This window comes from Nostoc sp. CMAA1605 (assembly GCF_021596505.1).
Taxonomy (GTDB): Bacteria; Cyanobacteriota; Cyanobacteriia; order Cyanobacteriales; family Nostocaceae; genus Trichormus.
Window position 1 is genome coordinate 1 of sequence record NZ_PJIZ01000111.1, and the last position, 23,001, is coordinate 23,001.

The window sequence follows — 23,001 nt, forward strand, 5'->3', positions numbered from 1 at the left end:
GACTATTGACTATTGACTATTGACTAACTAATAAAATCTTGGTGTCTCGAAAATACCAAGGGTTTATGCGGATTTATACACAATATCGTCAATGGCTATTGCTTGTGCTGTGTGTGATTGCACTCATAGCGGCTTGTACACCATTTTTGCTGGAAAAACGCAACCAGCCAGCCAGACCACATAATGCAATTATCTTTGTTGCGGATGGTCTGCGTCCTGGGACTGTTAATAGTACAGATATGCCAACTTTGTCTGCAATCCAACAACAGGGAGTAAATTTTACTAATACGCACTCATTATTTCCCACTTTTACCACAGCTAATGCTTCGGCGATCGCTACCGGTCACTATCTCGGCGACACTGGTGATTTTAGCAATGTGATTAAAGTCAAAGCACCTGTAAAAAGTGCCAAAAATAGCCTAGTTCCTTTTTTGGAAAATAACGCTGTCCTCAAGGAAGTTAACCAACAGTTTGGGGCTAATTATCTGAATGAAACCTCTTTACTGGCGACGGCGAAAACCGCAGATTTCAGTACCGCAGCCGTGGGAAAAGTCGGCCCTGTGTTAATTCAAGATGTCACCCAAGCCACCAGCACACCCACAATCATTATTGATGATGCAACTGGAACATCAACAGGAATTCCCCTCAGCCCAGAAATCACTACACTATTAACAAAAAATTCTCTCCCCCTCGCCACTCCGAAACGGGGCGAAAATGGCAAATCTGGCGACAAGGAAACCCCAGGGACAAAGGTAGCTAACACTATTCAACAGCAATATTTTGCGGATGTGACGACTAAAGTTATTTTGCCTTTATTTCAACAACGCCAAAAACCTTTTGTCTTAGTCTACTGGTCGCGTGACCCCGACGGCACACAACACAATCAAGGTGATAGCCTTCATCAACTAATCCCTGGTATTAACGGTGCAACTGTACAAGCCGCCAGGCAAAATGTAGACAAGAACTTGGCGCAAATTCAGACTGCACTCCAGGATTTAGGTTTAGCTGCTACTACTAATATATTCGTCACGGCTGACCACGGTTTTTCAACTATTAGCAAGGAGAGTAAAACCAGTTATGCGGCGACTCTCTCTTATCCAGATGTCCCCTCTGGGTTTCTCCCCCCTGGTTTTTTAGCTATAGATTTAGCCCACGGGTTACAGTTATCTTTATTTGACCCAGATCATCAAAATCATCCCATTGATCCCACCCAGGGACAGCATCCGCAAAATGCAATTATCGGTCAACAACCCAACCAACCAGAAGTCATAGTGGCTGCAAATGGCGGTTCGGATTTAATCTACTTACCAACTGGGAATCAAGCTTTGGCAAACAAGATTGTCGAAGTGCTGCTACAACAAGATTATGTTAGTGGTTTATTCGTTGATGATGCTTTGGGTAAAATTCCTGGGACTTTACCTTTAAGTGCCGTGATGTTGAAAGGAACAGCACTTACCCCTGTACCTTCGATTGTGGTGAATTTCCGTTCTTTTGATACTGGTTGTGCAGAACCAACAGCCTGCGGTGCGGAAGTGGCGGATACTACTTTACAGCAGGGTCAAGGAATGCACGGAAGCTTTAGCCGTGCTGACACTTACAATATTATGGCTGCGATCGGCCCTGATTTTAAGTCAGGATATCAAGATTTAGCTCCCGTTAGTAATGCTGATGTCGCACCAACTTTAGCGCAAGTGCTACGTCTGAAGTTAATTAACAAAGGTAAATTAGTAGGTCGGGTGTTAAGTGAAGCTTTAATTGGTGGCGAGACAAATTTAAAATTTAGTACCAAAGTTTTAGAATCTCAAACGGCTGCTAATGGCTTAAAAACAATTCTCAAGTGTCAAATTTTAGATGGGTTACAATATTTTGATACCGCAGGATTTCCTGGTCAAACTTTAGGGGTAGAAAAAAGTTGATGGTTGTACGGGCGGGTTTAACTAAAATATCTGTTTGAGGGCGTGAATATCTACCAAAAACCGCCATCACTGATTTTTGGTCTTTAATTTTCCGAATTTTAGATTTTCAATTTGGGATTTGGGATGTTAGATTAAATCCCAAATCTCAAATTTGTTGCGCCTAAGATTTTTTGGGAGCTTTTACTTGGGCTTCTATTGTTACACTCTTCACACCTGTAACTTCTTTAACTAATTTTTCAGCTTTTGCTAGTTCTGCTTTAGAAATAGCTGTACCTTTAATAATAACTTCACCATTATTATTTTCGATGACTAATTTATTACCTGGTAAACCAGTCGCTAGCTTTTTGCTGATAGCGGTTTTCAACTCTGCGTCAGCTTTGCTAATTGCAGTTTTATCGGTGGTAGTTTTAGCTTTAGTATCTGCACCAATGATGGGCAGAATGGTTGCTTTATCAGTAGATTTTGTAGTTGTAGTTGTTGTAGTTTTTTTGACATTTATACTGGGAGTATTAGTAGTATCCGCAGCATTTTTAGCACCCTCTTCACAACCAAAAGTCCCAATCAATAAGCAACCACTAATTATCAATGTAACTAGCTTTTTCATGTTTATCTCCTAATTAAACAACTGAGGCGGTTAATTAATGTGTGTTAGCTTGATGAGCAAAGGTTTGCAGCCGAGGAAAGTTGAAATTGGGAATATTTGCAGCAATCCCAGATAGCTGTATCTAGCAACTTATTCGTCTGTTAATGATTGAAATCCGCAAGTTTATCAGGAAAGGTTGAAATTATTGAGAACCTTGTAATAATTAAAATATGAATGCGTAATTTAGGGCTTTTCTTGATATCTAAAAAGTCTGTTAAACTAACTAATTGTAAAAATAAAACCAATAAATTTACTGAGATATTTGTGTATAACAATCCTAATGTGATATCAATTAAACTATAAAAGCTAGAGGAAAGGCAAAATTCTTCTCCTCTAGCTTCTAATAACTTGATTATACTGAATTGGAATAGGTAGTATTGTTGCAAGATTCGGGAATAGGCTAAGAATCTAGGCTTTCAATCCAAAATCCAAAATCCAAAATCCAAAATTGGTATTACTCGTCTATGGATTGATTTTGATTATCTTTCCATCGTCCAGCTTTCTTTACTGCTTCAGTCAACAGATACTCAATTTGTGAATTTACACTTCTTAATTCATCGGCTGACCATTTTTCCAGTAGTTCATACAGCTTTTCATCTACACGTAACAAAAATCGTTTTTTTTGTCCCATTGATTAGTTATAAAGTGTGCCAGTATTAATAACAGGTTGGGCGGTTTGCTCGGAAGTTAACACCACCAATAAATTATTAATCATTGAGGCCTTACGTTCATCATCTAAATCAATCATTTGTTCTTGACTCAGACGGTTCAAAGCTTCATTCACCATACCCACAGCACCTTCTACAATTTGCCGTCGCGCATCAATTAAGGCTTTGGCTTGTTGTCTTCTCAGCATCATTTGCGCGATTTCTGGCGCGTAGGCTAAATGGGAGAGTCTCGCTTCAATTACTTCTACGCCTGTGACTTCCAAACGGGCTTGGAGTTCTTTTTGCAGGGCTTGAGCAATTTCATCGGGAATTCCCCGCAAAGATGGTGTAGCTGTGTCGTCGGTACTATCGTAAGGATAACGTATAGCTAATGCACGGATAGCAGTTTCACTTTGGATAGCCACAAATTCTTCATAGTCATCGACAGCAAACTTTGATTTAGCTGAGTCGAAAACCTGCCAAACCACAACGGCTGCTATTTCGATAGGGCTACCTTCAGCATCGTTGACTTTGATGATTTTACTGTTGAAGTTACGCACCCGCAACGAAATCTTTTGTTTACTAGCAAAGGGATTTGTCCACCAAAAGCCCGATTCTCGGACTGTCCCCATATACTGCCCAAAAAATACCAAAACGATCGCTTGATTCGGTTCAACGGTAAAAAATCCCGATAAGGACGGGATAACCACAATCAAAAGTGTAGCAGTCAACCAAGCGACTAACTCAGCAACAGTATCGTCACGACCGATGAAATCAGTAACTTTCAGTCCTCTGGCTAATAAAGCTTCTAGTCCCGTAATTCTAGACCAAATATACCACCCACCTACAAGGGCGATCGCTCCCACCACCGCCAACATGATAAAGCCGTTCACCTTGAACGCCGGAAATTCCTTGATTTTTTGATTCATAGTTTTAATGATACTCAATTTATATCGCGATGATATCATCATAGTATCAGAAATATCAAAGTGGCAAAATTGATGTTTACATTCTCGAATTCTGGAAATCTGGCTTGAGCTTGTGAAGTAAATTTATGATGTCAGCACTCTGCAACTAGAGGTCACGATTATGTAATCCCTTGGTTCAATCAAATTCTCAATCATTGCGAATGAACATAACTCATTCGTCAAACCTCTCTACGTCAAGATTTTGATTGCTTTTACCAAGGTAAAAAATCATGGAACAAATCTATAAATATCCGCGTACCCATCACATCGAGGGTTCGCGGTTGCAACCTGGGGATGAAGACCTCGATAGTATCCCCTTTGCAACTATCAAAGAACAGTATGTAGTAGTGGAAGAAAAAGTGGATGGCGCAAACGCCGCTATCAGTTTTACGGCTGATGGACAACTCCGACTGCAAAGCCGGGGACATTACTTAACAGGTGGTGCAAGAGAAAAGCACTTTAATCTGTTTAAGCAGTGGGCGTATACTCACACAGGCGCATTTTGGGAAGTTTTGGGGAGTCGTTTTATTTTGTTTGGGGAATGGCTGTATGCGAAGCACACAGTTTTTTATGACGCTTTACCCCACTACTTTTTAGAATACGATGTGCTGGATTTAGAAAATCAGGTATTTCTTAGCACTCAACGCCGCCAGCAGCTACTAGCCGGACTACCACTAGTTTCTGTACCCATTTTGTTTACTGGTGAACTGCAATCCTATAAGCAATTGCTGGGTTTATTAGGTGAGTCTCACTATCAAACATCTGCATATCTAGAAAATTTCCGCCAGATTTGTCAAGCACAAGGACTAGATGTAGAACGTTCTCTGAAGCAAACTGACCAAAGTGCTTTGATGGAAGGTTTATATATCAAAGTCGAACCAGGGGATACAGTCATAGCACGTTATAAATATGTGCGTTCCAGCTTTTTAACTACCATTCAACAATCTGATGGTCATTGGCTAAATCGTCCGATTATCCCCAATTTGCTGCGTTCTGATGTGAATTTATTTTGATTTGTTTTTAGTAAGGACTTTAGTCCTGAGAGATTTGAGGACTAAAGTCCTCACTACGAACAAATGTTACTAGAATTTGAGGGAGAGAATTATGAATTGGACTTTTCCCTATTGTCCAGATGCGGATGACTGGAAAATAGATTGGACAGGATTAGAAAGAGAATTTGATTGGTTGCGATCGCTCGCTGATTGTCCCCAAGACCCTCGTTATCACGCTGAGGGTAATGTTTTAGTTCACACAAAATTAGTGTGTGAAGCATTAGTAAATCTACCACAATGGCGAACCTTAGCACCCACAGAACGTTCAGTATTATTTGCGGCGGCTTTGCTGCATGATGTTGCTAAACCCACAGCCACCCAAATAGAAACTGATGGTGCTATCTCTTCCAAAGGTCATGTCCTCCAAGGTGCAAAGATGACACAATCAATTCTCTGGGATTTAGAAGTTCCATTCCATGAACGGGAAGCGATTGTGGCTTTAGTGAAATACGGTAGCTTACCTTTATGGTTTTGGGACAAACCAAACCCCGAAAAAGCAGTGATTAAAACTAGTCAAATCATCCGTTGCGATTGGCTGAGTTTATTAGCTGAAGCCGATGTGCGGGGAAGATATTGTGACGACCAAGCCCAGTTATTAGAAAGGATTGCCTTTTTTCGAGAATATACCCAAGAAAATCACTGTTTTGACCAAGCGCGCCCCTTTCCTTCAAATCATAGTCGGTTTATTTATTTTCAAAAAGAAAATGGTCATCCAGACTATGCAGCCTACGATGATACTCGCTTAGAAGTGGTGATGATGTCAGGATTACCGGCGGCGGGGAAAGACACTTGGATTCAAGAAAATCTCCCTGACTGGCCAGTAATTTCTTTAGATGAACTCAGACAGACAATGAAAATTGCCCCAGACGCAGAACAAGGTGCGGTAGTGAATGCAGCCAAAGCCTTAGCCAAAGACTATCTGCGGAACGGACAATCTTTCGTCTGGAACGCTACTAATATCAGTCGTCAGTTAAGAGGTTCACTAATTGGCCAGTTTGCTAATTATCAAGCAAAAATTCGCATTGTTTACCTAGAAGCACCTTGGGAGGAATTACTGACAAGAAATCGCGATCGCCCTGCTCAAGTCCCAGAAAAGGTACTCTATAAAATGAAAAGCCGTTTAGAAGTCCCGAATATCACTGAAGCACAGGTGGTAGATTGGATAGTTGAATCAAGGGGTGTAGGGTAGACAAGGTAGACAAGGTAGAATTTCTTGCCCAATGCCCCATGCCCAATGCCCCATTCCCAACTTTCAAATGATGATAATTGCTCACTTTTTGGCTATTTGTATAGGTGTGAGTTTGGGCTTAATTGGCGGTGGTGGGTCGATTTTAGCTGTACCCATCCTAGTTTATGTGCTGGGAGTGCCAATTAAGTCCGCGATCGCCATGAGTTTAGTAACTATCGGTGCTGTTAGTTTAATTGGCATCATTCCCCACTGGCAACAAAACAATGTCAATTTTCAAACAGCCCTTTTATTTTCTCCTGGGGCGATGGTAGGTGCTTACATGGGGGCGCGTCTAGCTACTCTCCCCATAGTCACACCCACTTTACAGCATCTTTTATTTGTGGCGGTGATGTTTGTCGCTGCCTATGTGATGTTGCGTAATAGCCAGAACAAATCATCAGCAAATCTAGAGTTAGATGTCATTTCCAATGGTGTTGATGCACAACTGCTAACTGCTGAAGTCAATTCCTCACCTAGCTTTTATGAACGTATTCCCCGATGGTTAGCAGTTCCCACGGAAGGCTTTGGGGTGGGAATTCTCACGGGACTAGTGGGAATTGGTGGTGGGTTTATGATTATCCCGACTTTAGTAATTTTGGGTAACACACCAATTAAAGAAGCCATTGGGACTTCTTTAGTGATTATGACCTTTAAATCCATTACAGGCTTTGCGGGATATTGGGGTCATGTTCCCATAGATATTGACTTAATGCTGACTTTTACCTTAGCCGCAGCTATAGGAATGTTAATTGGTGCTTACTTAACCAAATTTATTGAGGCACAAAAATTAGAAACAGGTTTTGCCTATTTTGTCATAGCGATCGCCATTTTCATGTTATTCAAATGGTGAAACTGTTGAGATTAACACCCAACAGAGAAATTCCCATACCCCATTCCCGCCTTTACCTCCGCACTACTACCAACGTTCCTGGAGAAGCCCAATTAAAAAGCTTGCGGGCTTGTTTGACGGGTAAATTGACACAACCATGACTAACTGGAGTCCCAAAGCGATTATGCCAATAAGCCCCGTGAATGGCATAGCCTTGGTAAAAGTACATGGCGTAAGGAACATCGGGAATATCGTAACCTCGTCCGCGCATCCGGTTAATACGGTATTTGGAATTAATTCTAAATTTACCCGTAGGTGTAGGTGTAGAACCTTTTCCCGTAGAAACGCGGAAAGAATATACTAATTTATCTCCTTCCCAAGCAAATAGACGCTGTGCTGATAAATCAATGACAATTCGTCTAGTTTGGGATGCTGCTTGAATATTAGAAGTGGCGATACTACTGCCATTAGCTAAAGCTGCTATGGCTTTGGGTGTATGAGGATCAGCTATAGTTGGTGCTAACCCAGATAGCAAAGCTGCCATCATAATCACTACACCAGTGAAGAGTTTTCCTGCGCCAAATCTTGTGCTATTGTGAATCCCATTTTGCATACTGCACCACCTTATTATGCTGCTAAAGTCATCAATTCCTAAGCTTTTGATTACGAAAAATTGAGGATTCAAAACATGAAACTTGATGTTTCGGACTGTAGAGTGTTTTGAATGATTATCTAGAGAAAGCTAGGATTTACGCAGATTGCTGAGGCAGACAAACAAATTCTTTGTTCTATATTTCCCTTCATTTTAATTTATGCTCATTCCGGAAAAACATAGTGATTATCCTGCTTTGGATATATTCACAAAGATTTAAACAGTATGCAGGTAATTTGAAATTTTGGATTTGTAGAGGCGGGTTATGCAAGATATTCAAGTTGGAAAACAGATTTTTAAAAAACCGCCCTTACTGTTCTGCTTAAACAATCTATCAAGAAATGAATAAAAATGATTAAACTGTGATTTTTTTCCCAATGTGGGGAATTCTAAATATAGGGAAACGCATCAACCACAGATGAATTTGACATGAGCAATTTATGAATTGCCGGAAATTGTGAGTAATCAGTAAATTAAGGTGGTTTAATGATGCAATGGCAACTGCTAAACTGGCTAGCAAGTTACACTCTAATTGTATTGAGCAGTATTTTGTGCTTTTCCGAAGTGAGTCTGGCTAATGTGCTAACCAATAATTCATTGAAAATTGCCCAGACAGTTGAGAAAACAACCACAGCACAACAAGTTTATCAACAAGCAAAGCAACTATATGATCAGAAAACCGTAGCGGCTAGACAGCAAGCACTACAAAAATTTGAGCAGGCTTTAGACTTATATCGTAGAGATGGCGATCGCTCTTCACAGGCAGCAGTTTTGACATACATTGGTAAAATTCACTCAGACTTCGGAGAAAAGCAAACAGCACAAGATTATTACCAAAAAGCCCTGTCTATCTATCAACAAATAGGAAATAAATCAGGGGAAGGAACAGCTTTAAATAACATCGGTAAAATTTACTCAGAGTTGGGAGAAAGACAAAAAGCCTTAGATTACTATCACCAAGCCTTACCCCTCAGACGACTAGTCAAAGATACAAGAGGTGAGGCAATTACCTTGAATAATATCGGGGTGATTTACGGTTATTTGGGAGAACATCAAAAAGCTTTAGAATACTACAATCAATCCCTACCCCTGAAAATGCAAGTAGGCGATCAAGCCAGTGCAGGTAATACTATCAATAGTATCGGCAAAGTCTACTCAGATTTAGGTGATGAGCAAACAGCCCTCGATTACTATCAAAAGTCTATACCTTTATACCAGCAAGGCAACGATAAAAGCGGCGAAGCAGTTGCCCTAAATAATATAGCTCTTGTCTACTCTCATCGAGGAGACCAAAAAGCAGCCCTCGATTATCACCAAAAATCATTAGCTCTATTTGCCATTGTAGGAGACAAATCAGGAAGTGCGATCGCTCTCAGTAATCTAGGCAGAGTTCACCAAAAATTAGGACAACCCCAAAAAGCCCGTGATTATTTCCAACAGTCACTCCACTTATTCAGACAACTGGGTAGTAAACACAGAGAAGCCCATAATCTCTATTACATCGCCTCTCTAGAACAGGAGCAAGGCAACCTCAAAACAGCCCAAACTCAAATTGCAACAGCCATCAAAATTGTTGAAAAACTGCGTAGCCAAATAGTTTCACAAGAACTCCGCACCTCTTATTTTGCTACAGTCCAAGACTATTATCAGCTACAGATTGACTTGCTGATGCAATTACACAAGCAACAACCAAATCAAGGTTACGATGCTCAAGCATTGCAAGCTAGTGAAAACGCCCGCGCCCGCAGTCTCTTAGAATTACTCAGTGAAGCGAACGCAGATATTCGTCAAGGAGTCAAGCCAGAGTTACTGGCTCAAGAACAGCAATTAAAGCAAAAACTTGATGTTTTAGAAGCCCAAAAAATCGAATTACTTAACGAAAACAACGCAGAAGCACAAGCCATAGAAGCACAAATCACTGCACTCGTCGAACAATATCAACAAATTCAAGCCCAAATTCGCGCCACTAGTCCGCGTTATGCTGCTTTGACTCAACCCCAACCCCTATCATTGCCACAAATTCAACAGCAAGTTCTAGACGACAACACCTTATTACTACAATATTCTTTGGGAGAAAAACGGAGTTACCTTTGGGCTGTCACTAATAAAAATATATTTAGTTACGAATTACCAAAACGCCAAGACATTGAAACAGCTATTCAAAAATTTCGCCAAGACATTACTAACCCATACCGCACAAATAGCCCAGCAATCAATAACTTATCTCAAATTATCCTTGCTCCCGTAGCCCAGCATTTAGGAGAAAAACGATTAGTGGTAGTTAGCGATGGTGCGTTACAGTACGTCCCCTTTGCTGCTTTGATGTCACCCAATTCCCAACCCAGTCAATATGAACCACTATTACTAAAGCACGAAATCGTTACCCTACCCTCAGCCTCTACATTAGCCATTTTGCGAAAAGAACAAACAGGACGTAAGCCTGCACCCAAAACTCTAGCTGTGTTAGCAGATCCGATTTTTAGAAATGATGATGAGCGTCTTCTAACTAAATCATCTCATTCGTCCACAAAAATGAATGACTTAGAGAGTCTAGCCTTAAATAAATCTGTCAGTGATTCGTCTGTTAACTTTGAACGTCTTCGCTTTACCCGCCAAGAAGCCGAGGCGATTTTGGCACTTGTACCTAATCAGAAAGTTAAATCAGCTTTGGATTTTAGTGCTAGTCGAGAAACCGCTACTAATCAAGAACTGAGTCAGTATCGCATCATCCATTTTGCCACTCATGGCATTCTTAACAGCAAAAACCCCGAATTATCTGGAATCGTGTTATCACTATTTGACCGTCAGGGAACACCACAAAACGGCTTTTTGCGCCTACATGATATTTTTAACCTCAACCTCAAAGCTGATCTGGTAGTTCTCAGTGCTTGTCAAACCGGATTAGGAAAAGAGATTAAAGGAGAAGGAGTAGTGGGTTTAACTAGGGGGTTTATGTATGCAGGTAGTCCGCGAGTCGTCGTCAGTTTATGGAGTGTAGAGGATCAAGCCACATCAGAACTGATGCAGACATTCTATCAACAAATGCTACAAGCCAAACTCAAGCCAGCCGCCGCCTTGCGAAATGCACAGATAGCAATTTGGCGTAAGCAAAAATATGCTGCTCCCTATTATTGGGCAGCTTTTACTTTACAAGGGGAGTGGAATTAAACCAACCCGAAAAAATCTGTGGTGCGAATACCGACACCACAGAAAGGTTTTAAGACAAAATTTTATTCATATCAAGCCAACAAACCAGGTCATGGCAATTCAATTTATCGGAAAAAGTTAGGTTTAAAGCTTTAGCGTAGCGGGACGTTAGTCCATTGCGTTAGCGTAGCGGGACGAAGTCCATTGCGAATTGCGAATTGATTTTATCGTTTCTTTTCTAGTGCTTGCAGTAGTTTGATCACATAAGATTCTAATTCTGCATTACGTTTTTGCGTAGATTCAATAATTGGTAAGCTATCTGGAAAATTAATTACAGAGTTACCTACTTGTAAACCCAGAGGTTTTAAATGTCCTCCTGGTGCAAGATATTGAAAATCAACTGGTGGTTTGTTAAAGGTGTTAAGAAACCAATCAACTGTTGATTTAGCAAGTTTATCTGCTTTAAATTGGATTAGCCCCAATAAATTAAATAGATTAGTTTCTTGAATCAGAGCAAAAGTTTCTTGAGGGTTGGGATTAACACCCAAGCCCAATTTATCAATGATTTTTGCTAGAGGTTTGGGAATTGCGCTGTCAGTACCACTATTAACAGGAGCTAACAAAATAGAGGTTTGACCTTTAATAAATAAGCTAGAAAAGATATTTTTTTCCTCTCCCACATAGTAACTACTTAAATTAGTCGCCTTTTCCGTTTCCTGGCGTAATTCATACATTAGTGTTTCAATATCTGAGAGGATGCTCTGAATTTTACGCTCAATTGCAGCTTTATCTGATGTGTCGCTGCTTTTGACAACAATTTGACGAATAACTTTTTCTAGTTCTTTATGGTCTTCAGGTAAAGCGGTAAAACCTTCTAAAAGAGCAATATATTTGCAGCCTATACTATGCCCAATCCAAGAAAAATTTGTATCTTTTAGATAAATTTTGTAGTCATAATTAGCCAATTGAGCCATTCTGACTAACTCAGGGATAATTTCGTATTGTTCTTTAATCAAAAATCCCGCTTCTACATAATGGTTAAACGTAAAATTAAATGGGAGGAGAATTATGGTGTAGCCATTTTTAAATAGAGATTCCAGCAAATAACGGTAGAAGAACATGGGGAAAAACGTTCCAAAGAAAGCCCCACCAATAAACTGAATTACCCCTTTAGGTTGTGGATGTAATGCAACCCAGCTATGGGAAACAGGCTGAAATCTCATTTTTGCAGTCATAATTTTTTATACCGATATCTGAACAAGGGATGATACAGCACCCAGCTTGACAGTTCCGGAAATTTCCGTCTGAAGAGAGAGGTTATTTTAACGTTAGTTTACATACGGATGTTCGCATAGGGCATGGGGCATAGGGCATAGGGTAAGAATTTCTACCTTGTCTACCTTATCTACCTTGTCTACTACCGACTGACTTCTAAGGGTAAGAAAATAGTCATAACTTCACCGTACTCTGGACGCTGACGGACAATTAACTTACCACCGATCGCCTGAAATAAATGTTTGGTAGCAGCTAAATTCAAGCTAATTGTACCTGTTTCTGGTTGGAACATTAACAACTGTCCCAAGGCTTTGCGGATGGGGGGTGTGGTGGCTTGATGGGTTTCTGGGCAGAGGCTTTGGGGTGATAATTGTAACTTGAGTTGATCACCTGCGGGGATGACATGAACTTGGATATGACTACCAGGAGGTAAACTGCGGGTGAAATTCTCCATTAAGCCTGTCAGTACCCGATCTAGCATGGCGGGATTACTTACCACCGTGGGTAATTGCTGCGGTAAGACTACATCTAAAGTTAAATTACGGCGGTGTGCTGCTTGTTGCCAACGGGGAATGCTTTGATGCAGCACTTGATCAAGAGACATGGGAGTTAAATGTGTAATTCCAGATTTCGCGGTTGCACTGGTTTCTAGTTCTGCGGCTTTAAATAACAACTCCATGCGATCAATTTGTTCGGTACACTCATGATCGATAATTTCTAAGCGATTGATCACAGTTGTGGGTAAGTCCCGCCGTTTTAACAGCAGGCGTGTCATCGTCCGAATGGTGGTGAGTGGAGTACGGACTTCATGAGCAAAAGCTTGGAGTAATTCTACGTCGGGATTTGTATTTGGGGTGTTAGTGCTTGCAGATTGGGTATGGGAAATGGGACATTGGGGAAACTCTTCTCGGATTCCTTGTCCCCATTCTTTGGTTTCTTCTTCTGGTAATTCTTGCAGAAGAAACTGACTAAATTGAAATGCAGTACGGTAATCAGGCGGTACTAGAGGATAATTAGCGATTAATGAGTCTAATTCCGCAAAATAATCGGGATTAGTTAGCATGACTCGCGCACCCAAGGCGCGCCATGCTTGCTGCACTACTTCCGGTTCAAAGGCGAAAGCAAAGGATGAAGAGCCGTTTTTGTGGGTAGCTAAAACGAGAACTAAGCTAAATTTCTCGGTAAATACTAGACAAAACTTTTCTGCTGCTAGGGGATCGGCGGGTAATAGGGGAAGAACCGACTCACCAGGAGGGGTGGTTTCTGGACAAATTGCGATCGCTCCTGGCATATTAAATGGCATTAACGCCAAGGGATTAAACGGCTTGGCGGTAAAAGTTACCGTCTGCAATTTTTGGGTAAGGGTTGGCTGACTAAATAACGGTGCGGGTGCAGCTAAAACCAGTCCCAAGGTTGCATCAGATGCGGTTTTGGCTAAAGTTTCGATCAGTAAATGTTCTATCGCTGCTAGACTCATACGCCATTGCTGCTCTGCTTTGGTCGGTGAGCCTTTTGCTACAATAGATCCACTTTCGGCTAACACTTCACTCAGACTTGGCAAGATCCATTCGTACACAGACTTTCACCTCTTGGTTCAAGAGCGACTAGCAGCTTTTGACGTTTCAAGTGTCACTACTATTTAGAGGTTATAGTTATTTAGACTCTAGTAACAGTCGTATAACCGAACAAGTTAGGCGCGATTTCCCCTATCATACGTCACTGTTAGGGACTTCCAGAGAATAAACTATCCAATTTATCTACTTCAAAACAACTGTCTCTCCCCCTGCTCCCTTCGGCTGCGCTCAGGGCAAGCCTGCTCCCTGCCCCCTTGCCATTCAGGTGATTGTATATTTTTTAAATTGGAAGTCCCTTATCAGTAGAACAGGGGAAATTTTGTAGTTGTCACCAGGTAGGGGGAAAGAGGGTTTTAGCTTAGTGTTAGGTTTTTTTCACTGATTTACTGAGTATGGTTTCGAGATTTCAGAATTGGCTATGAGGCAATAGGCTTCAGTTAGTGAAATTTAAACATGATAGATCCCCCTAAGTCCCTCCTTTTAAGCTATGGGTTATCCACATCTTTCTTGACAATCCTCAAAACCTTGTTATCTAGGCATTTTAGAGCATGAGAGTTTATTTCAACTTGACAAATTCGCGTTTATTATTCTCGCTAAAACTGCGTTTTGATTGAGAATGAAAAACGCAATAATTATGTTTTAGAAACGTGAATTAATACTCTCGGAAGGTGAAGAAAGATGTTTAATGGGTAGCTTTTTCAAGGGTGGTTAGGGGGGAATCAATAAGGTTACAGTTCAATAACTACAATATTTGTAGAATCAATCACAGCCTTATTAGAGAGAGTAGCAATTTGAACTTGAAGGCTAGAGCCTGTACCATCAACATCAAAGAAAAGTGCGCCAGTAGATTGATTATAGATAAAGCGATCGCTCTGATTTTGAGCTACTGAACCCAAGATAAACTGAGTCTGAGCTAAAACACCCGCTACTAGCCCACCGCCAAAACCAGCTGCATCAACACGAATCTTGTCATCAGTAACACTAAAGTCTGTAATGGTATCAATGCCATCACTAATTGGTGAAGAGAAATCAAAGAAATCTTTTCCGTTTCCACCTGTGAGGTTATCGTTACCAGCACCACCAACTAGAACATCGTCCCCATCATTGCCAGTGAGTTTATCATTGCCCCCAAAACCAGAAATTCTATCGTTACCAATGCCACCAATCACATTGTCACTACCAATGCCACCGATAAAGGTATCATTACCACCATTTAAGTCAACGATTGCATTTTGGTAACTGCCCAACAGTGTCACTAAATCATCACCATCTTGAGCAGTATTGCTAACTGGCTCATCTGCTTTCAGGTTGATAAAGAATTGACTGTTATTCATGGTGACGGTAATGGTGTCGTTGCCATAACCGCCGGTAATTTTGCCATCAGAACGTGGGGTAGTGCTGGGATTTGTATCATTATCCCAATCGGCAGCAAAGGTGATGTTAATGGTATCGTTGCCTGTACCACCATGCGCTCCCAAAATGCCGTCTGGATCGATGATCACATCATCACCACCACCACCAAACATCCGATCAAGTCTTCCCGTACCGCCATCAATGATGTCATTCTCAGCTAGACCTTCTATGTAATCATTGCCACCAAAGCCATTGATAATATCGGCGTTGGGAGTGCCAGAAAGGGAATTATCGTTATCATCACCGTTGATGATGTTAGAGCCTTTGACGACTGTTAAAGCCAAAATATCTGTGACGGTAGCTCCTTGGCTATCATTGGCTGTGATTTTAATGTTCAAAATCCCCGCATCATTAGTGGTGGGTGTACCACTCAAGGTGCGGGTGTTGGGATTAAATGTCAGCCAACTGGGTAAAGAGGCATCATTGTCGAGGGTAGCACTATAGGTGAGGGTATCTCCTGCATCGACATCAGCAAAAGTGTCTGCTGGTATGACAAAGTTAAAGGATTGATTGGCTGTAGCGGTTTGATCGGCGATCGCCTGGGCTAAAGTGGGTGCATCGTTAACGCCGGTAATGGTGACGACAATATCTTTGGCAGTACCGTCAAAAGATTGTATGGTGAAGGTTTCATTTTTGGTTACGCCTGCACCCAGAGACTGCACTGCACTGTTAGCAACGCTGTAATTCCAAGTGCCAGTCTCAGTGATGGTGAGACTACCGAGGTTGCCACTTGCTGAGGTGACGGTGGTGTTAAATTTGTTTTCACCAGTATCGACATCATTAACGATTAATGCGCCTGTAGCTGTGAGGTTTGGTGTGCTGCCATCTTCGGTGACTGCGCCTGTAGCTGTACCTGTGATGGTGGCGGCATCATTCACGCCGGTAATGGTGACGACAATATCTTTGGCAGTACCGTCAAAAGATTGTATGGTGAAGGTTTCATTTTTGGTTACGCCTGCACCCAGAAATTGCACTGCACTGTTATCTACAAAGTAAGTCCAACGTCCACTCTCGGAGAGAACGAAACTACCGAGATTGCCACTTGCTGAAGTGACAGTGGTTTTAAATCTGTTTTCACCAGTATCGACATCATCAACAGTTAAAAAGCCACTGGTGCTTATCACATTAATTGCGCTGCCATCTTCGGTGACTGCACCTGTGGTTGCACCTGTGATGGTAGCAGCATCATTCACCCCGGTAATTGTAATGACGACAGTGGCACTGGCTGTACTATTGTTAGTATCGCTAATGGTGTATTTAAAGGATACAGTGGCATTGACTCCTTGAGCTAAATAATCGTAGCCATCTGTCAGGGTAGCAGTACCATTGGTGGGATCAAAGCTAAATGTGCCATTAGCATTTACCGTGAGTTTACCATTGCCCAAGTTAATTGAATTACCAACATTAGCAGCACTGCCGTTGACTGCTGTTACCGTCAGGGGGTCGCCTTCGGGGTCGCTGTCGGGGGTGGTGGGGTTGGCAGTCAGCACGTTGCCGTTAAATACGGTGTTTTCATTGGTGCTGACAACATCGTTAACTGCTGTGGGGGTAAAATTTAACTTGAAGAACAACACATTGCCTGCACGATTGCCCACAAAGGCATCAAAATCGCCATCGCCATCTATATCGGCCAACGCGGGTTTAGCAAAAATAGGTCCCACATTGATGAGGCCGAAGGGGTTGGCGATGGGGGCTGCGAAGACTGGATTGGTTTTAGTTCCCGTGTTGCGAAAGAAAAACGTATTGCCGTGATCATTACTCACAAAAGCATCGAGGTCGCCATCGCCATCTATATCGGCGAGTACGGGTGCGGCTCTGTATCCCACATCGATGAGACCGAAGGGGTTGGTGATGGGGGCTGCGAAGACTGGATTTTTTGCAGTTCCTGTGTTGCGGTAGAACAACGTATTGCCGTCACCATCGCCCACAAAGGCATCGAGATCGCCATCCCCATCAATATCACCAAGTGTCGTTTTGGCATAAAGTCCCACATCGGTGAGACCGAAAGGATTGGTGGTAGGAGCGGCAAAGACTGGATTTTTTGCAGTTCCTGTGTTGCGGTAGAAGAACGTATCGCCAGAAACCCCACTCACAAAAGCATCGAGGTCGCCATCGCCATCGATATCGGCAAATGTGGGAGAGGCATCGAACCCCACATCAGTGAGGCCAAAGGGGTTGGTGATGGAAGCGTCAAATTGGGGAGCTTTGGCAGAGCCTATGTTGCGGTAGAACAGCGTATTGCCGTCACTATTGCCCACAAACGCATCGAGGTCGCCATCCCCATCAATATCAGCAAATGTGGGAGAGGCATTCAACCCCACATCAGTCAAACCGAAGGGGTTGGTGATAGGGGCGAGGAATTTAGGGGCAGTAGCAGGAGGATCGGGCTGGTTCGTAAAGAATAGCGTATTGCCTTGAAGATTGCCTACAAAGACATCGAGGTCATTATCGCCATCAATATCAGCCAATGTGGGTACGGCAGATAATCCCACATTAGTCAAACCAAAGGGGTTGGTGACGGGAGCGGCAAACTGGGGAGCGGCGGCAGAGCCTATGTTGCGGTAGAACAGCGTATTGCCGTCACGATTGCCCACAAACGCATCAAGGTCGCCATCTTCATCAACGTCGGCAAACGTCGGTGCGGCATCGTATTCCACATTAGTCAAACCGAAGGGGTTGGTGATCGGGGCGGCAAACTGGGGGGCGGCGGCAGTGCCTGTGTTGCGGTAGAACAGCGTATTGCCGTTCCCATTGCCCACAAACGCATCAAGGTCGCCATCCCCATCAATATCAGCAAATGTGGGTTTAGCATAGTTTCCCACATTAGTCAAACCGAAGGAGTTGGTGGTGGGGGCGGCGAAGACTGGATTGGTTTTAGTTCCCGTGTTGCGGAAAAACAACGTGTTGCCGTCACGATTCCCTACAAAGGCATCGAGGTCGCCATCCCCATCAATATCGGCAAATGTAGGTGCGGCATAATTTCCCACATCGGTGAGACCAAAGCGGTTGCTGCTAGCAAATACAAACTGAGGAGCGATCGCAGTACCTGTGTTGAGGTAGAACACCGTATTGCCGTTATTATCGCCTATAAAGACATCAAGGTCGCCATCGCCATCAATATCAGCCAATGTGGGTACGGCAGATGATCCCACACTGCTGATACCAAAGGGGTTGGTGATAATGGTCAGAAATTTAGGGTCGCTCATGCTTTCTCTGTGGTGTTAAGAATGAATATCACTAAAAAAACGTGAAACTCTTGGCGTGAATGGGTGTAAGAGTTTAGGAATTAGGAGAAGAACGGTATGACGTATCTGACTTTTCACGCCATGTGGAAAAGCTAACGCGAAACCTAACCCCCTAACCCCCTTCCCTACGTAGCTTGCTTCTCCGAAGGAGTGGGAAGGGGGAAAGTTAAAGCCTCTCTCCTTGTCGGCTACGGTGTACACACAAGTGATCGAATCACTATCAGTCCTCTGTTTACCCCACCCTAACCCTCCCCTTAGAAATGGGAGGGAACTAAATTCTCTTGTTTCCCCCATTTCCAAGGGGGGATTAAGGGGGGTAATTTGACTTGTGTGTACACCATAGATCCTTGTAGGGGAGAGGTACTCTACGAGAAGAGCTTCGCTCTATGGAGAGGGGTTTTCCAGATCCCGTGAAAAGTCAGATAACGTATAAGTGTGGCGGCGATCTGCCCACCGGATGAATCTTGCTCATTTATCCCCCACTAAGTTGGCGAGATTCTGGTGTGCTACTGTCAAGTCTGGTTTGAGTTGAATTGCTCGTTGATAGGCGGCGATCGCTGCTTGTGTTTTCCCCTGGATTTGCCAAATTGCCCCTAAGTTGCAGTGTGCTTGGGCAACGTTGGGGTTAATTTCTAGGAGACGTTGATAAGCTGCGATCGCTTGTTCCATCTGCCCCAACCCCTGCAAGGCATTACCCAACTGGTTGTAGGCGGCGATGTAATCCGGTTGCAGGCGAATCGCTTCACTAAAGTTAGCTACCGCCCCTTGTAAGTTGCCCTGCTGCGCCCACTGTTTCCCCTGCTCAAAGTAGGAACGGGCGGATGTCGTGAAAAATTTGTGCGATCGCTTTGAGTTATCTGCCTCTAAGGTGGGCATTTGCCAAGCCAGTTTAGCCAATAGAGGTTCGAGGGCAATTTCTGTTAACCCTGTCGGCTGGTAAACTACGCTGATTTGATGACAGCCTTCTTTTACCAAAGCTTTCTCTAAATACTGCAACAGCTTGGTAGCAATACCCTGTTGCCGATATCCTGGGGCGACAAACAGCGAAATTAACTCTGCCGTTTGTTCTGGTAACATTTCCGCAATGGCAAACGCCACCATTTCCCCCGCCACCGACGCAGAAATCCCCACCAATTCCCCCCGTAGGGGCTGAGTTTGCCAACGTTGCTGCAAACTGGGGAAGGTAAAGGCATCGTAATCAGCCAAACTACTGGCGGTGAGGTGATAAACGCGCTGGTATTTTGGGGCATCGGGGATGGGGCTTGGGGCATGGGGAATTGGGGATGGGGCATGGGTGGATTCTTTGGTGTTTGAGGCTTCCCAGATTTGGCGGGGTAATCCGGCGATGGGGGCTTTGCTGCCGACACTGGGGCGTTTTGCTGTGGGTTTGGTGGTAACAATGCCACCAGAACCGGGAAAGGTTACTAGGCGTTCGATTGACTCTGACTGAAAGCCCAAAGCCTGGGGCTGACGCACGCCAGGTAGCACCACTACATCAAATAGTTCTTCGACTACTCCATCTAGATGTAGCCAATGCACTGTTTCCCCAGTGTTGATGTCAATTACCATCAGCCCACACTGGGAAGTTTTGCCCAACGCCGTCAGCCTCTCTTCTAGAGGTAGTCCGCTAAAAGTAGGCGATCGCAATTTCGATAAGCCCACAAAGGCGAAGTTTTCCCAAAATGCCAACCCCCGCACAAACCCAGGACAGAAGGTAATGGGTACTAATTTCCCATCATCTACATAGCCAAAATCCCCCGTCCCCGCATTTAATAGCCACAGCTTGTCTCGATACCAGCGCGGCGAGTGGGGCATGGATAAATCCGTGGCGATCGTCTCGTTGCTCTGCACATCCATCGCTACACCTCCGCCCACCCGGTGGTTACGCCATCCGGCGGCGGTGTCAGTAGTGCTACAGGCGGTGACATATTTGGGTTTACCGTCCCGCAAACCTAAACCATTGAGGTGACAACGGTCTTCTGCTGCTAATTTGGAAATAAAGGGCGGTTGCCACAGGGGAACAAAACTATAATCGTGGCTGATGGTGGCAAGGCAACTAAAATCTGTATTGACAAAAACGAGATTTCCTGCATCATCTAACACCACATCATGGACATTTAAATCGCCAGTGGTGTAGGCGGTGCGAGGGATGTAAAGACAGTCACTTTGCTGATATGTCTCTTCTGGTGAAAGTAAATTTTCAAAACGCCAAATTTGATAACGTGTGCTGACATATATACTGTTGTTGACTGCATACATCCCCATCGGTTTATCAAATAATCGCTCGTGAGCCGCTATCTTACCTTGCTGATTACAGCCGATAAAAAACAGCCGATTAGTTTGATACGTAGTGAATGCGAGGCTAATACCTTGAGTTTGCAACCAACTTTCTAAATCTTGTGAACAGTTAATTTCAAGTTTCGGTAAGTTCTCTGAAGAGATACTGTGATTTTGGGTGAGAATATTCTCCATACAATATTTAATAAAGATTAATTTTTGCCAAGACAAAATTTCTCCATCATCTATAAGTAGTCATGGGATGGAGGCAGAACTCATTTATTCAATCAGCTCTGATTTGAAAACACCGTTTATTCCCCAAGGGCTGATTGACGCTGCCTAAACGAGAAACTGTTGGCAGCACCTATAGAAATTACTAGGGTTTTAATACTTAATTCCAAGTAAACGTTAGTGTTATCCTTTACGAAGCCATTAAATAGTACGATGAAAAACTCAGTATTGAGAACGACTTTATAAAAAATTCAATAAATTAGTCGGTGAAATTGTGGTAATTCTTTAATTTATTACTAAATATTTAAGTCAAAGATATGCAAGATTTCTACCAAATATCGCCAGACATGATATAAGTTTGAAGCGGTTCGATTTTTCACAAATGCTCAATCAAAATCAAGCACCTTTACTCGCAGCTTTAAAAAATTGTGCGGCGCGTCCTCATGCAGCTTTTTATACGCCTGGACATAAGCGGGGACGGGGAATTAGTCAAGCTTTGGTTGATTTGTTGGGTAAGGATGTGTTTGGTGTTGATTTGACGGAGTTGGCTGATTTAGATAATTTATCTGCACCACAGGGAGTAATTCAACAGGCGCAACAGTTAGCGGCGGCGGCTTTTGGTGCTACAAAAACGTGGTTTTTAGTCAATGGTTCGACTTGTGGCATTGAAGCGGCTATTTTAGCTACCTGTGGTGTAGGGGATAAGATAATTTTGCCGCGTAATGTGCATTCATCAGCGATCGCTGGTTTAATTTTATCTGGTGCAATGCCAATATTTATTCATCCTGAATATGACTCAGTTTTAGATATTGCCCACAGTATCACGCCGGAGAATTTACAAGCTACATTACAACAACATCCAGATGCTAAAGCTGTGTTGACAGTTTACCCGACATATTACGGAGTTTGTGGAGATTTACAAGCGATCGCCCACATTACCCATCAATATCATATTCCTTTATTGGTAGACGAAGCCCACGGAGCGCACTTTGCCTTTCATCCTGATTTACCTACCCCAGCTTTAGTCTGTGGTGCAGATTTAACTGTGCAGTCAATTCACAAGGTACTCGGCGCAATGACGCAAGCATCCATGCTGCACATTCAAGGTGAGAGAATTGATATTGACCGAGTAAGTAAAGCTTTGCAACTTTTACAGTCTACTAGTCCAAGTTATGTATTGTTAGCTTCCCTCGATGCGGCGCGTCAACAGATGGCGGTGGATGGTAAACAAATCATGTCTCGGACTTTGCAACTGGCGCGTGATGGGAGAAATAGCATCAGTCAAATTCCGGGGTTGTCAGTTTTGCAACTACCAACAGGAGATTTATCACCAGGGTTTGTCGATTTAGATGCAACACGACTGACTGTTAATGTATTTAGGATAGGTTTAACTGGGTTTGAGGTGGAAGAAATATTAGACGCACAAGGGGTAACGGCGGAGTTTGCCACCCTGCAAAATCTTACTTTTATTATTAGTTTGGGGAACACAGACGAGGATATTCACAAGTTAGTAGAGGGTTTTCGGAGTTTAGAGAAAATCAAGCCGTTAAACCTAACCCCCAACCCCTTCCCTTGTAGGGAAGGGGCGCAAGAATTAAAGCCAATTTCTCCCCGTGAGGCTTTTTTTGCTGCTAGTGAAATCGTACCTGTTTGGGAAGCGTGCGATCGCATTTGTGCAGAAACTGTTTGTCCCTATCCCCCAGGAATTCCGGCGTTAATTCCTGGGGAAGTAATTACGCCATCTGTGCTGGAATACTTAGAGAAAATTCAACAGCAAGGCGGATTTATCACTGGTTGTCATGATTCTAGTTTGCAAACTTTGAAAGTAATTAGCTAGAATATGAACCTGTTGCACGCAGAGACGCAGAGATGCAGAGAGTAAGAGTTTAAGAGAGGAGTTTTAA

At 43.1% G+C, this 23,001-nt stretch carries 14 protein-coding genes; 6 read left to right on the forward strand and 8 right to left on the reverse strand.

Annotated features, from left to right (window positions below):
• The first annotated feature begins 65 nt into the window (after positions 1-65).
• Complete coding sequence (locus tag CV014_RS25705) at positions 66-1,916, forward strand: alkaline phosphatase family protein (RefSeq protein ID WP_236144609.1); 1,851 nt, start codon at positions 66-68, stop codon at positions 1,914-1,916.
• Positions 1,917-2,076: 160 nt separating this feature from the next.
• On the opposite strand, the gene CV014_RS25710 is transcribed toward CV014_RS25705, so the two are convergent.
• From CV014_RS25710 to CV014_RS25720, 3 genes are all read right to left on the reverse strand, one after another.
• Positions 2,077-2,520, reverse strand: a complete 444-nt coding sequence (locus CV014_RS25710; RefSeq protein ID WP_236144610.1) for a BON domain-containing protein — start codon at positions 2,518-2,520, stop codon at positions 2,077-2,079.
• Between the two features lie 493 nt (positions 2,521-3,013).
• Complete coding sequence (locus tag CV014_RS25715; RefSeq protein WP_236144611.1) at positions 3,014-3,190, reverse strand: Arc family DNA-binding protein; 177 nt, start codon at positions 3,188-3,190, stop codon at positions 3,014-3,016.
• Between the two features lie 3 nt (positions 3,191-3,193).
• Complete coding sequence (locus CV014_RS25720) at positions 3,194-4,135, reverse strand: SPFH domain-containing protein (protein ID WP_236144612.1); 942 nt, start codon at positions 4,133-4,135, stop codon at positions 3,194-3,196.
• A 269-nt stretch (positions 4,136-4,404) separates the two neighbouring features.
• Here CV014_RS25720 and CV014_RS25725 point away from each other — a divergent pair, with 269 nt between their 5' ends.
• From CV014_RS25725 to CV014_RS25735, 3 genes are all read left to right on the forward strand, one after another.
• The gene (locus CV014_RS25725) at positions 4,405-5,187 is read left to right on the forward strand and encodes an RNA ligase family protein (protein WP_236144613.1); all 783 of its coding nucleotides are present in this window, start codon (positions 4,405-4,407) and stop codon (positions 5,185-5,187) included.
• A gap of 91 nt (positions 5,188-5,278) precedes the next feature.
• Positions 5,279-6,415, forward strand: coding sequence for an AAA family ATPase (locus CV014_RS25730; RefSeq protein ID WP_236144614.1), 1,137 nt, complete (start codon positions 5,279-5,281; stop codon positions 6,413-6,415).
• A 31-nt stretch (positions 6,416-6,446) separates the two neighbouring features.
• The gene (locus tag CV014_RS25735) at positions 6,447-7,304 is read left to right on the forward strand and encodes a sulfite exporter TauE/SafE family protein (RefSeq protein ID WP_236144615.1); all 858 of its coding nucleotides are present in this window, start codon (positions 6,447-6,449) and stop codon (positions 7,302-7,304) included.
• Between the two features lie 52 nt (positions 7,305-7,356).
• Here the strand turns inward: CV014_RS25735 and CV014_RS25740 are convergent, their stop codons facing one another.
• Positions 7,357-7,896, reverse strand: coding sequence for a L,D-transpeptidase (locus CV014_RS25740; protein WP_236144616.1), 540 nt, complete (start codon positions 7,894-7,896; stop codon positions 7,357-7,359).
• A gap of 525 nt (positions 7,897-8,421) precedes the next feature.
• Between CV014_RS25740 and CV014_RS25745 the strand changes: the two genes are divergently transcribed.
• The gene (locus CV014_RS25745) at positions 8,422-11,103 is read left to right on the forward strand and encodes a CHAT domain-containing protein (protein WP_236144617.1); all 2,682 of its coding nucleotides are present in this window, start codon (positions 8,422-8,424) and stop codon (positions 11,101-11,103) included.
• A gap of 203 nt (positions 11,104-11,306) precedes the next feature.
• Here CV014_RS25745 and CV014_RS25750 read toward each other — a convergent pair whose 3' ends face one another.
• The 4 genes from CV014_RS25750 to CV014_RS25765 all read right to left on the reverse strand — a co-directional run bounded on the left by CV014_RS25750 (position 11,307) and on the right by CV014_RS25765 (position 21,097).
• Positions 11,307-12,317 carry a DUF1350 family protein gene (locus CV014_RS25750; RefSeq protein WP_236144618.1) on the reverse strand — a complete coding sequence of 337 codons (1,011 nt, stop codon included), beginning with the start codon at positions 12,315-12,317 and terminating at the stop codon, positions 11,307-11,309.
• A 182-nt stretch (positions 12,318-12,499) separates the two neighbouring features.
• Positions 12,500-13,933 (reverse strand): sensor histidine kinase, encoded by a 1,434-nt coding sequence (locus CV014_RS25755; protein ID WP_236144619.1) that lies wholly within the window; start codon positions 13,931-13,933, stop codon positions 12,500-12,502.
• A 726-nt stretch (positions 13,934-14,659) separates the two neighbouring features.
• Positions 14,660-18,550 (reverse strand): VCBS domain-containing protein, encoded by a 3,891-nt coding sequence (locus tag CV014_RS25760; protein ID WP_236144620.1) that lies wholly within the window; start codon positions 18,548-18,550, stop codon positions 14,660-14,662.
• 507 nt (positions 18,551-19,057) lie between these two features.
• A complete protein-coding gene (locus tag CV014_RS25765) occupies positions 19,058-21,097 on the reverse strand; it encodes a TIGR03032 family protein (RefSeq protein ID WP_236144621.1) in 2,040 nt (679 codons plus the stop codon).
• Positions 21,098-21,479: 382 nt separating this feature from the next.
• On the opposite strand from CV014_RS25765, the gene CV014_RS25770 reads away from it, so the two are divergent.
• The gene (locus CV014_RS25770) at positions 21,480-22,934 is read left to right on the forward strand and encodes an aminotransferase class I/II-fold pyridoxal phosphate-dependent enzyme (RefSeq protein WP_236144622.1); all 1,455 of its coding nucleotides are present in this window, start codon (positions 21,480-21,482) and stop codon (positions 22,932-22,934) included.
• Positions 22,935-23,001 lie beyond the last annotated feature (67 nt).

What these genes read in the sequence shown, in the direction of transcription:
- CV014_RS25705 (WP_236144609.1), top strand. Translation starts at nt 66, where the DNA reads ATGCGGATTTATACACAATATCGTCAATGGCTATTGCTTGTGCTGTGT.
- CV014_RS25710 (WP_236144610.1), bottom strand. Translation starts at nt 2,520, where the DNA reads ATGAAAAAGCTAGTTACATTGATAATTAGTGGTTGCTTATTGATTGGG.
- CV014_RS25715 (WP_236144611.1), bottom strand. Translation starts at nt 3,190, where the DNA reads ATGGGACAAAAAAAACGATTTTTGTTACGTGTAGATGAAAAGCTGTAT.
- CV014_RS25720 (WP_236144612.1), bottom strand. Translation starts at nt 4,135, where the DNA reads ATGAATCAAAAAATCAAGGAATTTCCGGCGTTCAAGGTGAACGGCTTT.
- CV014_RS25725 (WP_236144613.1), top strand. Translation starts at nt 4,405, where the DNA reads ATGGAACAAATCTATAAATATCCGCGTACCCATCACATCGAGGGTTCG.
- CV014_RS25730 (WP_236144614.1), top strand. Translation starts at nt 5,279, where the DNA reads ATGAATTGGACTTTTCCCTATTGTCCAGATGCGGATGACTGGAAAATA.
- CV014_RS25735 (WP_236144615.1), top strand. Translation starts at nt 6,447, where the DNA reads ATGCCCCATGCCCAATGCCCCATTCCCAACTTTCAAATGATGATAATT.
- CV014_RS25740 (WP_236144616.1), bottom strand. Translation starts at nt 7,896, where the DNA reads ATGCAAAATGGGATTCACAATAGCACAAGATTTGGCGCAGGAAAACTC.
- CV014_RS25745 (WP_236144617.1), top strand. Translation starts at nt 8,422, where the DNA reads ATGATGCAATGGCAACTGCTAAACTGGCTAGCAAGTTACACTCTAATT.
- CV014_RS25750 (WP_236144618.1), bottom strand. Translation starts at nt 12,317, where the DNA reads ATGACTGCAAAAATGAGATTTCAGCCTGTTTCCCATAGCTGGGTTGCA.
- CV014_RS25760 (WP_236144620.1), bottom strand. Translation starts at nt 18,550, where the DNA reads ATGAGCGACCCTAAATTTCTGACCATTATCACCAACCCCTTTGGTATC.
- CV014_RS25770 (WP_236144622.1), top strand. Translation starts at nt 21,480, where the DNA reads ATGCTCAATCAAAATCAAGCACCTTTACTCGCAGCTTTAAAAAATTGT.